We start from the raw sequence: 15,805 nt of genomic DNA, 5'->3' as shown, positions 1-15,805 counted from the left end.
CGTCGCGGTGAATTACCCACCCCCGGACGGAGCTGCTTTCACAACGCGCAACGTACCGCTCAGAATTCGCCACCAGATCAGAAATCCAAAGGCGACCATCACTAAGCCCGGATAGTTGGTGGAAAGTCTGAGGCCGAGGAGTTCAATTTCGCTCGTCCCCGCGAGGCTTAGAAAGAATAAGGCAAAACCTGCGCAGAAGAGCACAAGTGCGAAGAGGCCGGAAAGCCGCCGTGCGTGCCATTGAAAAAAGAACTCGGGGTTTTTCGTCGCCTGAATCTCTGATCTGCTCATGCGATAAGAGATGAAATAAATAATTGGAGCTCCAATCGTCCCAAAGACAATTAGCGCCAATATTACGAGCATAATCGGATAGCCAATCCCGGTACCGTAAGCGGTATAGTACTGGCCGCCAATTTTTGTTGTTAATATACCGAAATCATCCATTTGAGAAATGAACGCTTTACAGCTGCACTCGGGATTTTGATCGTTTAGAAACTTGGCCGGTGGGCACCCTCCGAAGAATGCTCGTATCTTTGAGATATTGACGATTTTTGGAACTCTGCATGTATGCCCATTTGCATCGAATACGCCGAACTCGCCGTTGGTCTCACCAATCAGCAAGGGCTGGTACTGCGGCAGGATGGGCATAGGACCCGCACCGATCGGCGGCAGAACAGCCGGCGCCGATGCGTCGGCCAACATTCCCGGCGGGCGACTTGCTGCCGCCGATTGATGCACATCTGGGATTGCGCTGAAGTCGCTCATGAGAACCCCTCCCTCTTACGCGCACAGCGGTATGAATAGAATTACCGAGAAAGGGATTTGGTCAAGCTAATATTCAACTATATGCAATTGGTGCGGACGACGGGGGTCGAACCCGTATAGCCAAAGGCCGAGGGATTTTCTTACCAGCTACGGCTTTCGCCGCCGCCATTCGGCGTTTGTGGTCTGGACTATACCTTCACCCTAGCGTTGCCTTAGGTGCTGCCCGTCTAGTCTCTACACCTTCCTCTCGCGAGGCTTGGCTCGGGATCGCCATCTGACAGGGTTCCCCGACTTTGAGCAGTTCTACAGCCAGCGTTTCCGCCGGTGCACTCAAATTGCGTTTAAGTCCCTTGTGTCTACCAGTTTCACCACGTCCGCGTGGTTTCCTCTGCTAGCAAAGTGGCGGGCCATTCTCAACTGATAATCGCGCGCTCGGGAGACTTTCCCAAGGAGGTTCGGCAACCTGCAGTGTTGCCGCCATCTTGAAAGAAACAACCAACCATGTATCAATGCGTAACAGCGCACCTACGCATCGCCCCAATGTGTACGCATTGGCAAAAGAGGCGATGCGTTGCACGATTTTCTAACCGGCCGCACGGCGTCCGGAGAAAATCGGCAAGTGCGCCCGGGGAGACCCCTGGACCCCCGTCCGTGCCGAGGAGAGGTGTGTGGCCATCTACCATCTGCATGTGAAAAACATCAGTCGCGGCGACGGGCGGACCATCGTGGCCGCCGCCGCCTATCGTGCCGGTGAGACCCTGCCCAATGAAGCCGAGGAGCGCGAGTCCGCATTCAGCGGACGGCGCGATGTCGTCGCCAATGAAATCCACCTCCCCGCGGGTGCGCCATCGTGGATGGCGGATCGCGCGCGGCTTTGGAATGGCGTCGAGGAAGCGGAAAAGCGCGTCGATGCACGTCTCGCCAAAGAGATCGAATTCGCGATTCCGAGGGAGCTGCCGCGCGAGACCTGGCTCACCGTGGCCCGTGCCATGGCCAATGCGTACACGACGCAAGGCTTCGTGGTGGATCTCGCCATCCACGAGGACGGCACTCGCCACAATCCCCATGTCCACCTCCTGATGACCACACGTGTGGTCACGCCGGACGGGTTTGGGCCGAAGATCCGCAGCGCTGACGGGCGCCAGTTCGTCACCGAAGCGCGCAGCCTCTGGAAGAAGGTGGCGAACGAGGCCTTGGCCAAAGCCGGCGTGTCCGTGACGATCGATAACCGCAGTCATGCCAAACGCAATGCCGAGCAAATACCCGGAACCCACCGTGGCGCCAACCCGGACGAACGGCGTGCACGCCGCGCCCATGCGCGCAAGGAGAACGAACAGATGCGAGCCGATGAGCCTGACCATGACCTTCCCGTGCCCGATCCCGACGGGTCGCCGATCCATCCCCGCGACTTGGACGCGGCGGAAACCAAGATGCTTGACGCCATGCACTGGCCGGTGCCGGCAGAACGCGTGGAGCAAGCCGGCGACCGCGCTGATGCGCAGGCCGCCCTCGACCGCCAGAATAGCCGCGAGTTGAGCGAGGACGAAGCCGCCGCCTATCGGTTGGCTCCCGATCATACGTTGGACTGGATGGACCGACCAGAGCAGCATGCTGAAAGTCCGGGTGACCTAGCGGTTCTGGAACGGTGGGAAAACCATCTCGACTGGCTGGACGTGGAGATTCAACCTCTCCCCAAACCATCCGAGGATGGCGAATGGCACGAGCCGGAACAAAGCCGCAGATAGCACTTGCAGAATGGCGGAGGTCGTCCCATCATTTCTGCATGACACAGGTTTACACAGGCTCGGTACTTGGCATCCGCGAGTTGACGGATGAGCAGCGCGCAAAGACGCGGAAGGAGCTGGAATGGTTGGAAACCGACCTCATTCGCCGCCGCAAGCGGCTCGCCTACTGGGCGATGCGAAAGATCCAGGCGGACACCCTGCCAGATATCAGCGAGGAACTGCGCCAGAGCACCTACTACTTCCACGCCCGTGCTCAGGAACTTGTTGCGTCAGGTGAGCGCCTGCGCGCCTTTCTCATTGCCGAACTACAAGACCAGCCCGATCATCAGCCCACCTACTATTACGCCCACTGACCTTGCCTTGACCGGAGGCCACCATGGATATGAAAGCGCAACTGGAAGCCTTGCGTGAACATGCCCACACCCTTGAGGATACGATAGAGGATCTCGACTATCAGATCGAGCGCGCCATCCATGCGATAGCCGCCGCGACCGATGATGTCGGCCACGCCATCATGGTACTCACCGAGCGCCAGAAAACCCAGGCTGGCTTTATGTTCGAGCTCGGTAAGGCCACGGCGCAGATTGAAGATCTGGAAAACCGTATCCGCGAGCAGGACGAAAGAGGTGTTGAAAGGCTGGTCACTCAGCAATGGGAAGCCAAAACGCCCGCCATACAGGAAGATCATCTGGACTGGTTACGGCCTGTCCTTGATGCGCCCGGACCGGAACGGCGGGACATTGCGCGGGATGAGCGCCACCCGCGTCGTGAGGCTGAGGAACGGATGCTCGACGAGATGCATCGCGAAGATCGCGAACCGGAGGATTATCTGGATTGGTGGAAACCGTAGCGATCGATTTTCCCGACATTCAAATTCATACACGGTCCTTTCACGAATTCGGAAATAGCTACTTCATGAGGCCAACCCGCCGTATCTATCCTGCAAATCGCGCCGTCGTACTCAAGAATGCGCGCTGCGCTTATTGTGGCATCGCATTGACAGACAGCAACCGCACTAGAGACCATGTAATTGGTCGCCGGTTTGTCCCCAAGGGGAAGCTCAATGGTCAATGGAACCTGATCCTCAACGCCTGCCGATCATGTAACAACGATAAGTCAGACCTTGAAAACGACATTGCCGCCATTACTCTTGCGCCCGACCCGACCGGACGTTACTCGCATGACGATATGGCTGCGATTCAAGAAGCGCGACGACGCGCGGCAAACTCCATTAGCCGACGCACGAAGAAGCCTGTTCAGGACAGCCGCGAGACATTGAACATCGGTGGTAGCCTTGGGCCGGGAGTCACTGTGAATTTCAGCATGGTGGCGCCTCCACAAATTGATGAGGCGCGGGCTTTTGAGTTAGCGCGGCTGCATCTCGTGGCCTTCTTCTTCATGCAGACCTATAGTGCCGAGACGTGCGAGGGTCGCTGGTGGCTGCATGGCTTTCATCCCGTCCTCATGACGCGCTGGGAAGACTGGGGCAATCCCGTCATGCGAGGGTTTATGCGGGAAGTCGAAGATTGGGATAACCGTCTGCATGCCGTAACGGCTGACGGTTTCTTCAAGCTCATGACGCGACGGCATCCATCTGCGGACTGTTGGGCATGGGCCATTGAGTGGAATAGATCTCACCGGCTTATCGGGTTCTTTGGTGAACGCGAACCAGCACAGGAAGTAGTAAATCGCTGCCCTCCGCGAAAACGAATCACGGTCTTTGAAGGGCCCAGCCAGTCGTTACACTACAGTCCCGAAACAGCTTTATCCGAGGACGACGACACTCTTTTTAAGGTGCCAGCGGAAGTGGAGGAGGCAGAAAAGGCTTTAGCCAACAATTTCACCTATCGCTTCGCATAGGCGATATCCTCGGCCTTTGGTAAGACGCCAGGAACTTGCGGTGGCAACGATCTGGGAGCGTGTACCGGAATCCGCTTGAGGAATCTCTCCGATTGGAGGGCAATCCGCCGCTCCTCAAGCGTGGGATGTGTCGAGAGCATCGAACCGAGCGCCCGCCCCCGGACCATAATGCGCGCATTGTCGTGTTCAAAACCGCTAATGGCCGGGCCGTTGTGCAGCTTCTCCAGAGCCGAAATCATATGTTCCTTGCTCGTCAGCGCCGCGCCGATGGCGTCGGCCCAGTACTCGCGCTTCCGGGAAAGCCGTAGGATGGCGAGTTCCGACATCCATGTGAGTATCCAGCGCGCCCAGGTTTCGAGCGTCTGCGAAAACCGGACATACCAGACCAGCGAGTTCTGGAACGAACGTGCGAGCCCCATTCGGCGCATGTCATTGTTGGCGATGTGACCAAGCTCATGGCCGATAATGGCGTCAATTTCGGCGGCATCGAGCGTGTCGATCAAGGGCTGTCCGATCACCACCATGGCATTGTCGGCGTTGGCGCCGATGGCGAACGCGTTGTTGTACGGCATGGTGCCAACCCAGGGCTTGGTTTTGAGACCGAGTTGGGCGGCCAACGCGTGAACCCTTTGCGCCAGGGGTTCATCTTCCTTGAGCAAGGTCACGCCTTGTCGTACGGCCCTGTCTCGCTGGCTGCCAAGACCAATCAGGCCCCAGAACGTTCCCCACAAGGGAACGGCGATGAAACCGCCAAAGCCGCTTAGGGCGGCAACACCAACGCCTACGCCGATTGGAGAGGAAATCAGGCTGCCCCAGATCAGGCCGCCCCATGTTCCGAGAACCAAGCCCAACCAGGTCGGGATACTGCTATTTCTGAGATTGTGAAGATTCACCCTTACGTCGCTCATGATCGTTCCCCAGCGATATCATTCCGATGCGTTGTCTGCAGGTTTCGCTCTTCTCGTGGACGACGAGTCCCGTTTTGAACGGGCGTGTCCCCGCGATGTCGGTAATGCCGTAGCGCCAGCCGTCGCCTTGCCATCCGCCCAGCAGTTCACGGACCTCATCGCTGGTCAGAAGCGGGCGACCCAGAAACTGGACGCTCTCGCTCATGGAGATGCCGCTGTTGGTGGAAGCGTCACTCGGCCATCCGCCAAGATGGGATGATAGGTTCGCACTGCCGCTGGTGTTCATGTAGGCATGGGTCTTGTGGCCGAGATAACTGCCGATCAGCTTGGCGGTTTCCTCGTCGTTGACCCCGAAAAACTGCTTCACGGCGCAGTTCAGGAACGGCTGCCAGCTGGCGCCGGGATAATGTTCCTGAATGGCGTAAAGATTTTGCAGGAAGAACCAGAGCCGGACGCCCGCGCCGGCATGGGTGTTGATGGCATCGCGGTATTCCGGGAACGGCCCGATGTTCAGGAACTCGTCGAGCATGAACAGAACGGGGATTTCCGGAATGCGTGGATTGGCGAGCATGGCGTCAAGCGCAGCCTTCAGGACGACGCGCAACCATCCCGAAAGGGTTTTCATCATGTCGAACGGGATTTCGATGTAGACGGTCGCCGTTTGATCCTTCAGGCTTTCGAAACTCACATCGTTTCCGCTGATACTCCGCTGAATATCCGGGTCTTTCCATTCATAAAGCTTGCTGGAAAGCGTTTCCTGCAACACCTTCAAACCGCGCTGCGGATCTTTTTCGAGGACGGCCTTAGCGGCATCGGCGGATGGCGGAAACGTCTCCAGTTCCTTCATGACCTTGAGCAGGCTCGCGCCCTTCAAGGATGCCATCTGGCAGACGGTCGCAAGGCTCCGTCGATGCGGTGGCGCTTTATGGCGGACGTATTCGATGACACCGGTCATGAAGCCGACGACATCGTCAGCGAAAAATGACGGGGATTTGGGATCATGGGGAAACATCTGCTGCGCGATGGAGCGTGAATCCGACGGACGACGAACCCGGCTCACGGGATCGAAGCGATGCACCGGCTTGCCACAACCACCATCCAGCGGGGCAATGCGGTAGACTGGGCCAAGCTTGCCGCGCCACGCCGATGTCGCCTCGAACAGCTCACCCTTCGGGTCGAGGACCACGCAGCTGCCTTGGTAGCGTAACAGATTGGGTATGATCGTGGTCTTGCCTTTGCCGGAGCGCGTCGGCGCGATGGTCAGCAAGTGCCCATCCCCATCCCAATGCACCAACCCGGCCGATTTGGTCTCGCCTTCGTCGTTGAAGGCACCCAGCAGGAGCGAGCGTGGATGGTCGAACGCCTCACGAGGCCTGAGATACTGACGAAGATCCTGCGATGTCGGCCATCGCGCCGACCCGTAAAGGGGTGGCGGGTTGGCGACGAGCCGCTCCCGCTCCTGGCGGGCGGCCAGATCCCGCTCGGCGCGCTCGATGATGGGCCCGGGATCCCGGCCGGAGCGGATGGCCGCCTCGACGGCATCGGCCACCTCTGGCCCATACATCCGCTCAATATCGCCCCGCGTGAACTTGGCTCTCAAATGCCTTCCGGCTTTGAGGCCCCAATTCCCAAATTTTGTCGCTATCGAAAACTGACGTTGAAAATCACCAAAAGGATCAAACTTGTTGGTCATCGTGTCGCCCCAGTCCAACTTGGGGCAGAGTAGCAACCGTTGTTAGAATTGCAACATAATTTCACTTCCCTATAGGTTGCTGTATTCTTCCGTCGATTCCCTGTTCTATCCGTGCGCCGTGGCTTTTATTTAAGCTGTTGCAGGGAGGGACTAGTTTGTAGCGACTTCAAAATGTCCTTCTGAAGGTCAGGCGACACTTGTTTCTTGAACATGTCTGGAGAAATTTGCGACTTGAAGTCTTTATCTTGGACATGTTGCTCAATGACACCAGGCCCATTACTTACGATAGGCGGAGCGACCCAGGGCAAATTGCTGAGGGTGCAACCTACATCTCCGTCGGCGCATATGGGCGCCGGGTTTTTGGGTAAATCGTCTGCCAGAGCTTGGAGTGGCAGAAGTAAACCCAAGATAAGCGTGGACCTACTTATACTCATTTCCCGTTCCCCAGGTTAGTACTGTTGGGCTTTAGGGCGAACGACACCTGACGGAATCCGAACGCTATCGGTCGTGAAAATGGCCGCTCCAGCTTCACGCCATTTGAGTATCTATTCTGGTAGTCCGCAGAAGTGGCTGCCTGTTTTGATGGAGTTTGTGTGCCCTCGTCGGCGGCGCCTTGGTTGGCCGGCTCTTTGAAGCCAGCCGTAACTCCATCTCCGCGGAAACGTTGAGATTTGATATACCGGGTCAGGAAGACCTGTCGGATGAGACTAATGCGGATATTGAAGGTATAGGCGCCATTAACGCGCTCGTTCACCGCATCGCCAAACGCATATGAGAGAATTTTCCGCGCCGCGTCATCTTGGCAAAATGTGGCAGTCGATTTCTCGCCGCAGAATTTCGCCAATCTCAACACTGCATCCACCACTGGCACGGAATAGGTTTCAGCAGTCGGGATCGAAATTTCCTCAGTTTGGCCGGTCTTTCTGCCAAGCGAAAAGTTCCATCCACTCGCCTGGCTTCCGACGAATGTCTTAACATCGACCCCGGGGAAAGCTGTGATCGAAAGCTCGACAGGTGCGGATTTATCGTCGGTTGAATTCGTCGTGGCGGGAGCCTGACTTGCTTCCTCGATTTTTGGAGTTGTTGGGTCGTTTTCCGTGAAAGTAAATGTATACGGTCTCCTCGAAAAATTATCGCGCATATCGAGCGTTGCGATTTTTACGCTTCGTCCCTTCAGATTCCCGTCGGTGTCTGCGGCGCCACCATGAGCGGCATCGAGGATGAGATAGATATCCCCCACGGACAGATCCTCTTGAGGCGGATAAACTGGATCAATATCCAGCCGCCGCATGGTCGTGTTCCACGCAAGAGCAACGTCATCCGCATTGCTTTCCGCTGGTGATTTCCAAGGCTTAATAAAGAATACTGTCCAGACTACCAGGACGGCCAATGGCAACCAAGTCAACAAGGTCCGCCCGGATGGCATGGAAAAACGCCTACTCTTAGTTTCGTTGTTTGCCTGCGGTGATTGTGCTTGGTTTGGATCGGGTGGCGGTTGAGGCGGAGCTTGCGCACCTGCCGGCGTGGGTTCATTTCCGTCGCTCATGTTGGCAGCCCCTAATGAACAAGATTGACAGCGATCTGAAGGCGCGTGGTTATCGCGCCAGCGGTGTCGGCAGGGCGTTCGAACTTTCTAACGAAAATTGATACGGCATCCTGTAGCGATGTCGCAGCCCGAAACAGCAGATCAGAAGCATGTTCCTCACCGCTCATATACTGCAACATAATCGCGATATTCCGTTCGGGGTCACGCAGCTCATCTGCGCTATGGCCTGCCCCAACTCCGTTTTGGTTGAGCTGAAATAGTCCGTAGCTTTTTTCGGTTCCCGCAGATTTAATCGTGGGGTCAAGCCCGGATTCGGCAATCGCGTTTGCCAGCGCCGCAACCTCCTGAATAGCTCCGTATCCGGCCTCCTGAAATCGCTGAACTATTAGCTGTGCCATGTCTTTTCGCTTGGGTGGGATTTTGGCAGCGTCAAAATTAATCGACACACTCGGGGATGTTGTCGGCGACAACGTTGCGTCCGAGGACGACAGGATCTCTGCTGCGACCGTCGCTATGAACTGGCTTGTGTTCTTGAGAGCAGTATCGAGCGCCGCTCCCAATTTATCGAGAGCGGCGGCGCCTGTTAGATTCAGCAAGCTAGCCGCGATTTTCTGGGGCTCAATTCCCTCTCGTCCCAACTCGCTGGCATCAACAGCATTCAATTTTGATGCAAGGGAGGTGGATGGGTCGGCGATAGCAGCAGCAGCAGCAGCAGTTCCAACTATCTGTGCAAGGTACAGCTCGCGAACCGTGGGCTGATCGGAGAGCAATGTTGCGAGGGTCTTTTGTGTGATCCGTGTAATGACCGCGAAGACAACACACTGAACAAGCCAGTCGTTGATATCAGCAGCCGCAAATTGGCCAAGGACTTCGGGGCGCTGCGCATAGGCCCCCCAGACTTGAGGAGATAACGAGAACGGTCCGGTCTCCGCGCCATTCGCATGCGGACCGTCGGTAATATCAGTGCGCAAGGAAGCGACGGCGACCAGGTAATGCGCGCTGACATCGTAGATAATCGCTTGCCACGCGCATTGTGACGCAAAGGCCAGTTTGTCCAACGGACCGGGTGTATCGCTGTTAAGGTCGACAGCAGCTTCCGCCACCCAACCTTTGGGAGTGTCCGCAATGCCCGGAATCTGAATCTCAACCCAGGGGATTTTCGTATCAAGGATTGAAACTTTGGCGCGAGCCGGCGCATCGATACCGATAGAGTTGCCACCAGGAGCATCTCTGAGTGTACGCGTCGAAATCATGACTGCCATCGAATGCTCCGTAGATTTGAGGGAAATTATTCAGAACATCAGTTGTCCCAGCTCGGTGGCACTTTTGTATTTGCGTGCGGAATCACCCGTACCGGTGCAACTTTTTGGAAGCTCGGCTTTGTAGAGCTGCAATGCCTCAGATATTTTCGGCGTCACATCGTTCTGTTGAACTCCGTCCTTTGTGATCGCGGGTCTCGGATGTTCTCCGCCTTGATAGAAGGCGACGAACGCATTGCGGGTTTCTTGATTCCAGACGCCGGTAGGGGGGACACACAAAAGGGATTGGATTTGTTTAAGCAGAACAGGAGGAAGCTTGCTCTCGAACGGCGTGATTGCTCCCATGGTTTGTTGTGGTGGCCGCGGAGCTGGCAAGTGTTGCCTGCTGTCCGGCAAAGGCCGCAAGGCTTCGATCTTTTGCGCAACGCTCTGGCCGGTTCCAACAACGACCCTCGCCTGGCCGTCTGTTGTCACAACGGCAGCTTGAGCGTCGGCAACATAGTCCGCAATTTCAGCCTCAATCATCGGCGGCATGCATAGCTTCAGATAGCTTTGTATCTCGTGGTACGCCTTTGATGGTGAGTCGATCTCATTCTGACGTCGGTAAGCGCCCCCACGATAAGCCGTTTGAAGCGACCCAACAAACTTCATAGTCCGGTCTGGGGGCAATCGATAAAGGAACGAATTGGCTGAAATATCCACCAGCCTGCCGCCCAGTCCAAATGCCTGCGCAACAACAGCCAGCGAAATACCACTCGCACCCGTCGCGGCCAATATCGCCGACGTTGTTTGTGAGAAACCCGATAGCGTATCGCGAACCGCAAGCCGGTCACGATCCAACTTAAATAACGTCACGAAATAGGCGTCGCAGCGGGTATCAACGTAATTAAACCCCGCCTCCGTTACTCTATACCAGTTTGTTTTTCCTGTAGAATCCGCGCTGTCTTTCGACAACGCATAGAGTACTCGCTGTACGTTATTTGAATTCGACTCCACCCGAGATGCGTCTATCGCTACGACTTCTGCATCCCCTGCATTAACAAAACTTGAGCATGAAGATACTCCGGCTGCAAAAAGCAAAATAGTAGCGTTCAGACTGCTACGAAACATAGCATTCTCCAAGGAATCAAGAATAAACGACATTTCACTTCGGAGAAATATTTGCGAGTCCTACTGTCGCAAACAATAGATACTTCAATTCAACCTTTGCTTTTCCACAGCTATATCTGCTTTCGCGCAGGCGGGGCATTGCGGTGGAATGTTGATGGAAATTTCTAACGGGCTGGTATTGGGCATTGCCATGAAATCGGACGTCCAGATACGGAAAGACATGAGCGCAGCCCCGCGTGGATGGCTGCGCCTCTTGTGCTTACCAGACGATTAGAAGCTCGGGATATTCGCTAGAAATCGTAGGCCGCATATCATCCGGCTTAATCAGGGTCGGTCGCCACATATAATGGAACTGTTCCTGATCGAGCCATTCCTCCAAGGCCTTGGCGGCCTCAGTATCGGACAGGTCGAACGGCAGTTCCTGAACAATGCGGTACTGCCGGTGACCCTTGAAGGCCACCTCGTCGATGGCGGTGGCGACTGTTTCCGGCTTGAAGATTGTGTTGGCGTATTTGGTGCGCACCTTGGTCGCCATCAGGAAATTGCCCTCTGCACGTTTCATCAGAAAGCACTCCCCAGATAGGTGTCGGTGATTTTCAAGCGGCCATGGCCGAGTTCGGCCGAGATTTGCCGCCTTGCGGCGCGATCGGCTTCGCGCTCCTTGGCGTCCATGTCTTTCCAGCGTTTGCCGCCCGCGAGCGGGCACGGCTTGCCGGTGAGCGCGGCGTAGCGCCGTTGGGCGTAGGCGTGGCGGAACCCGTGGGTGTTCCGCAAGCCGGCCTTGCTGGTCTGGTATTCGTAGCGCTTGAGGTGTTCGACGTAGGTTAGCTCGGCGGGGATCAAAGAATCCTGGCCCTTGGCAATCGTCATGACATATTGCAGCACCTGGCGCTGCTCCAGAGTCGCAATAGCGACAGTTCGTGCTCGCCCCCCTTTCGTCCAACTCGCCTGGAGCGAGATATGGTCGGCACGTATAGCCACATGCGGCCGGAACTTCAGGGCTTCCTCGCGGCGAAGGCCGAACGCGACCTGCAACTGAATCGACGCCTTGATGTGGGGATCTTCGATGGTATTGAATTTCGTCGGGTCGAGTACCTGCGCGCGATTGCGGGTCGCCTCGCCACGCTCGGCGACGCCATAGGCGGCGTTATCGCGGCTGACGACATTCGGTTTGTCGATCTTTTCCGCCCACCAGCGCAGCCAGCTCAGCCGGTTGCGCACGCTCGCGTCGGTCTTGTCCTCCTCGAGCCATTTTTCGACAAGGGCCTCAACATGCTTGGGTTTGAGGGAGGAAGCTCCCGGTAGCTTGTAACCAAGCTCCTGGAGGTCTTCGGCCATTGCGGTCAGTCCGCGTTGGCGATTGGCTTGCGTGCCGCGCGAACCGTCACGGTTCCGCCGGCACAAGCGTACAAGGTCCATGGTCAGATCGTCCATCAGACTCTATTCCTTTGTTCAAGGTGAGTGTTGATGGCCGATGCGAAGAGATCCTTGGATCAATACATCCCGCGAAAAGACATTCGCGGCGGGGGCCGGAATGCGGTTAGTCTCCTTTCTTGCGGTAAGAGCCGTCCTGAGCCAGCCGGATGGCTGGCCGATGTGGTGTGCCCTGTTGGGCGTCCGATACCGGCTCGGTGAGCTGGTATCGGGAGTTGCGCCGCCGCGGCGGCGCACGAATGCAGTGAGCAAACATGTTGCTCTCCTTTCTGAGTGGGGAAACGGTGAGGAAGATGGATCAGGCTTAGGCTTGATCTGGGGGGATAGTGAACGATGGCGCCTGCTAAATGCCAGCGCCTTGTCGGGTAAAATGATGCCGCTTCGTTCCGTTCGGAACGGGCATCATTCATCTGTCATGTGAGGGCATTTGAATAAACCAATGGGGTGATTGGGGTTTGGCGGGTCCGTCACTCCCCAACACGTTGGCGAGTGACGGACCCGCCGCCGCCCGCACGGTCGGACATCTGATGTCCGACCTATTCCGCCTTTGGCTTTGTGCCGATAGGTCCGCGTTCTGCGATGGGCAATCGGTGTGAGGTGGCACCGTGATCCACCGTCAGCAACCCGCAAGTCGTGTGCCGCCGCCGGGGGCGGTCTCCCGAGCACAGACTTGCGGAACGCTGATGTCGGTGGATCTTGTCGGGACCACCTACCGATGCCTGCCCATTTGGACCGCGGGCCGCTCGTGCCTGCACGCCGCGTCGGCGGAAGTGCCGGCGGCACATTGTTTTGTTGATGGGTTAGGAAGCTTGGAGGGGAAAGCCTTCCCCTGACTGCAACCCGGCGGGCGGTTTTACGTCACCCCTTCTGCGGGGGAGCCCGCAACGCCCCATCGCAATTCACGGCGTCTAACCTATCCGCGCGGGGTTTTGGTGAGTGGCAAACTACCACTGCTTTGGCAGACAAACGGTATTGTCAAGCTTCCCGACGGCACTTCGCACACCTACACGGTTGCGATAACACCAAAGACTTTCGGTATTAGCTCGAACGCAGTCTCCGGAAGTTGGGTTGGCAAGGTGGAATTTAAGACCAGGGCATAGTCTTCATTTGGCTATGACGGTGGCCGGCGGCGCTAACGCGGCGCACGTTGGCCTTGCTCGGCACCAGCCGGGAGAGCGGATTTTTCGATAGCCGCGCGGATGCTGACCGGCCCGACAATGGTTTCAGGGGGCATGAGCCCCTTGGCTCCATCCCAAATCTAAAATTGTAGCAATCCATAGTTGACAAACAAGACCGCTGAGATTGAAATAAAGAGAAATTAGGATCTACCACGGTGAGTAATAGAGCAAATATATCAGGCCCATTTACTCGCGAGATTTGGGTCAGGAGAGACGATGGGGACTTGGAGTACAAGCCGTGGCTGATTTTTGACGTTTCTCTGCCGGACAGTGCAAATCGTAAAATTTCGGCATTCGTTAGTAGCGAACTTGAGAGAGCATCAGTCTTTTTATTAAATCCGCCGTCACGAGATGAAGTTAGCAAAACCTCTGGGAGCTATTGTGATTTAGAGAATGCCCCAGCGACGGTCCCTCCAAGACTGCTCGCAATAGATACTCGCAAGCTGGATATGCTGCCGACTGAATTGGTAAATGAAAATTGGTACACTCTGGGTGACAGCGTTGGCGGAATAAGCTTAGAGAAGCCGCCGACACATAATGCAAAGCTGGCCACGCTGGTAAATCAATCTTCCCATGACATTCTATTTAGCCCCGGCCTGTTATGCCGCATTCGCGTTCCGCTACCAAATGGAGATGCCTTTATTTTTCAACTGGCTGAAAAAAATCTTAGGACGAAAGGCGTCGCGTTCTACAAGCCAATTGGCGGCCATCTAAAATACAAATCAAGATTCAAGAGCTATATAAACGACCTTTCTCTCAAGGTTAAGGGCTCGACTATGCCGCAAGATGAAGGCGACGTATCGTTTTATGTGTCGCCGACAAAATTTGAACGCCTGCGGACGCTTGTCCTAAATGACATTAACAAGCACAAATGGGATCATCTAATTGATCCAATCGATACTCTTCAGCATGAACTTTTAGAGGAATTGGGACCAGTTAACGCTTCGGACGGTATATCTCTATTATCCCGCGAGGAGCTTGAAATTGCTCGTTAAGTTAGCAGAAGCACCAATTACTACCGAAGTCACCACCTTTCTCGAGACCGTTTATACTGACGGCAAAGATACCGCCATTGCATTATCACTAGGCAATATATCAGAAGCAGACCCATTACTTCTCCGAATTCACAGCGATTGCCTAAGTTCGCATGTATTTTTTTACACTGGTTGCGACTGCCGACAGCAGATGTATCGCGCGCAAGAAATCTTGGCGGCCAATGGAAGCGGAATGATCGTATGGCTGGATCAGGAAGGGCGAGGCAACGGCCACACGGCAAAAGTTGCTTCTGAGCAGTGGAAGGCTCGTGGCATGACACAAGCAGATGCCTATCTTGCAGCAGGCTATAAAGCTGACGCTAGAGAATATGGATTGGCCGTTAAAATCATTCACTCCCATTCACCCAAAGGTATCCGGTTGCTCACCAGCAATCCCAACAAGGCCGCGGCAATAAGGAGCCTTAACGTCCCGTTTTCAAGTGAAGCGATCTAGCCATCATGTCACCCTCACCAAGAAGAGCGCGTATCGATCGGATTCTGACAGATATCCGCTCAGGGGAGAATATTGATCTCTACCTTTCGGTCGTCGTGTCGATTGCACTCATAGTGGCGAATTTATTTGGCCTAGTGACCGAGAAGTATTTTGTTCCGGTCACAATGGCAACGATCGCGATACTGACATATACAGTTTTAGGCCTGAAGCAGGCTGTAAGGGACTTCGGGGATAAGATTGAACCACCGTTGGCGAAGCCACCATTTCAATCTGAGTTTCCGGCAGATTTTTATTCAAAGCTTGAGGCAGCAACAGAAGTTTGGTTTTCCGGCACCCACCTAGCTTCAGTGCTCACTGCATATCATGAAATGTTGAAGAGGAAATTGGATCGCGGCGGGAAGCTACGGTTTCTTCTTATTCAACCTGACGGCACTGCCGCTATTATGGCAACAAAACGATTTCCTGGAACTGTTCCCCTTGATCAAGAAAAGCTCAGAATAGAGACAAGTCTTTCTATTATTGAAAACTTAAGAAAGATATATCCGGGCCAGATCGAGGCGCGCGTTATCGACTTTCCAATTGAATATACGACATATTTCCTTAACCCAAACTCTAAACAGGCTAGGATTTATGTTGAGCGATCAACATACAAGATATCGGGCGGCATGCATAAGCCTAAGTTCGTCTACGAAAAAGACGATGGTAAATGGTATCAACACATATCGAATGAAGTAAAACTTCTCTGGAGCGATGCCATCCCATGGAAGGGAATTGAAGCTACTCCAATTTCATCCTTGGAGCGTTGATGTAGAAATTTCC

At 55.2% G+C, this 15,805-nt stretch carries 15 protein-coding genes; 7 read left to right on the top strand and 8 right to left on the bottom strand.

What is annotated here, in order from left to right; translation table 11 throughout:
• Positions 1-12: 12 nt before the first annotated feature.
• The gene (locus tag ABOK31_RS05880) at positions 13-765 is read right to left on the bottom strand and encodes a hypothetical protein (protein ID WP_349958134.1); all 753 of its coding nucleotides are present in this window, start codon (positions 763-765) and stop codon (positions 13-15) included.
• Between the two features lie 668 nt (positions 766-1,433).
• Here ABOK31_RS05880 and ABOK31_RS05875 point away from each other — a divergent pair.
• The 4 genes from ABOK31_RS05875 to ABOK31_RS05860 are packed head-to-tail and all read left to right on the top strand — an operon-like array spanning position 1,434 to position 4,370.
• Positions 1,434-2,510, top strand: coding sequence for a MobA/MobL family protein (locus tag ABOK31_RS05875; RefSeq protein ID WP_349958132.1), 1,077 nt, complete (start codon positions 1,434-1,436; stop codon positions 2,508-2,510).
• A 38-nt stretch (positions 2,511-2,548) separates the two neighbouring features.
• Positions 2,549-2,863, top strand: a complete 315-nt coding sequence (locus tag ABOK31_RS05870) for a hypothetical protein (RefSeq protein ID WP_349958130.1) — start codon at positions 2,549-2,551, stop codon at positions 2,861-2,863.
• 23 nt (positions 2,864-2,886) lie between these two features.
• Positions 2,887-3,360, top strand: coding sequence for a hypothetical protein (locus tag ABOK31_RS05865; RefSeq protein ID WP_349958128.1), 474 nt, complete (start codon positions 2,887-2,889; stop codon positions 3,358-3,360).
• Positions 3,345-4,370 carry an HNH endonuclease signature motif containing protein gene (locus ABOK31_RS05860; RefSeq protein ID WP_349958126.1) on the top strand — a complete coding sequence of 342 codons (1,026 nt, stop codon included), beginning with the start codon at positions 3,345-3,347 and terminating at the stop codon, positions 4,368-4,370. Before ABOK31_RS05865 ends, ABOK31_RS05860 begins: the two co-directional genes overlap by 16 nt.
• Here ABOK31_RS05860 and ABOK31_RS05855 read toward each other — a convergent pair.
• From ABOK31_RS05855 to ABOK31_RS05825, 7 genes are all read right to left on the bottom strand, one after another.
• Complete coding sequence (locus tag ABOK31_RS05855) at positions 4,355-5,278, bottom strand: M48 family metalloprotease (RefSeq protein ID WP_349958124.1); 924 nt, start codon at positions 5,276-5,278, stop codon at positions 4,355-4,357. The two genes, ABOK31_RS05860 and ABOK31_RS05855, sit on opposite strands and share 16 nt — an antisense overlap.
• Positions 5,238-6,989: a type IV secretory system conjugative DNA transfer family protein gene (locus ABOK31_RS05850; protein WP_350019271.1), complete on the bottom strand. Its 1,752-nt coding sequence runs from the start codon at positions 6,987-6,989 to the stop codon at positions 5,238-5,240. The genes ABOK31_RS05855 and ABOK31_RS05850 overlap by 41 nt, the downstream gene beginning before the upstream one ends.
• A 412-nt stretch (positions 6,990-7,401) precedes the next feature.
• Positions 7,402-8,517 (bottom strand): hypothetical protein, encoded by a 1,116-nt coding sequence (locus ABOK31_RS05845; RefSeq protein ID WP_349958120.1) that lies wholly within the window; start codon positions 8,515-8,517, stop codon positions 7,402-7,404.
• An 11-nt stretch (positions 8,518-8,528) separates the two neighbouring features.
• Positions 8,529-9,779, bottom strand: coding sequence for a phage tail tip lysozyme (locus ABOK31_RS05840; RefSeq protein WP_349958118.1), 1,251 nt, complete (start codon positions 9,777-9,779; stop codon positions 8,529-8,531).
• A gap of 30 nt (positions 9,780-9,809) precedes the next feature.
• Positions 9,810-10,886: a hypothetical protein gene (locus ABOK31_RS05835; protein ID WP_349958116.1), complete on the bottom strand. Its 1,077-nt coding sequence runs from the start codon at positions 10,884-10,886 to the stop codon at positions 9,810-9,812.
• A 259-nt stretch (positions 10,887-11,145) separates the two neighbouring features.
• A complete protein-coding gene (locus tag ABOK31_RS05830; protein WP_349958115.1) occupies positions 11,146-11,448 on the bottom strand; it encodes a hypothetical protein in 303 nt (100 codons plus the stop codon).
• On the bottom strand, positions 11,448-12,320 hold the full coding sequence (locus ABOK31_RS05825) for a phage integrase N-terminal domain-containing protein (RefSeq protein WP_349958113.1): 873 nt from the start codon (positions 12,318-12,320) through the stop codon (positions 11,448-11,450). The genes ABOK31_RS05830 and ABOK31_RS05825 overlap by 1 nt, the downstream gene beginning before the upstream one ends.
• 1,333 nt (positions 12,321-13,653) lie before the next feature.
• Here ABOK31_RS05825 and ABOK31_RS05820 point away from each other — a divergent pair.
• The 3 genes from ABOK31_RS05820 to ABOK31_RS05810 are packed head-to-tail and all read left to right on the top strand — an operon-like array spanning position 13,654 to position 15,792.
• Positions 13,654-14,493 (top strand): hypothetical protein, encoded by an 840-nt coding sequence (locus ABOK31_RS05820; RefSeq protein ID WP_350019270.1) that lies wholly within the window; start codon positions 13,654-13,656, stop codon positions 14,491-14,493.
• Positions 14,483-14,986, top strand: coding sequence for a hypothetical protein (locus ABOK31_RS05815; RefSeq protein ID WP_349958109.1), 504 nt, complete (start codon positions 14,483-14,485; stop codon positions 14,984-14,986). The genes ABOK31_RS05820 and ABOK31_RS05815 overlap by 11 nt, the downstream gene beginning before the upstream one ends.
• Positions 14,987-14,991: 5 nt before the next feature.
• Entirely contained in the window at positions 14,992-15,792 is an 801-nt protein-coding gene (locus ABOK31_RS05810; protein ID WP_349958108.1) for a hypothetical protein, read from the top strand.
• The last annotated feature ends 13 nt before the right edge of the window (positions 15,793-15,805 follow it).

The organism is Rhizobium sp. ZPR4 (genome assembly GCF_040215725.1).
Taxonomy (GTDB): Bacteria; Pseudomonadota; Alphaproteobacteria; order Rhizobiales; family Rhizobiaceae; genus Rhizobium; species Rhizobium rhizogenes_D.
Note: the sequence above shows the minus strand (reverse complement) of the source record. Positions and strands in the feature narration are given on the sequence as shown.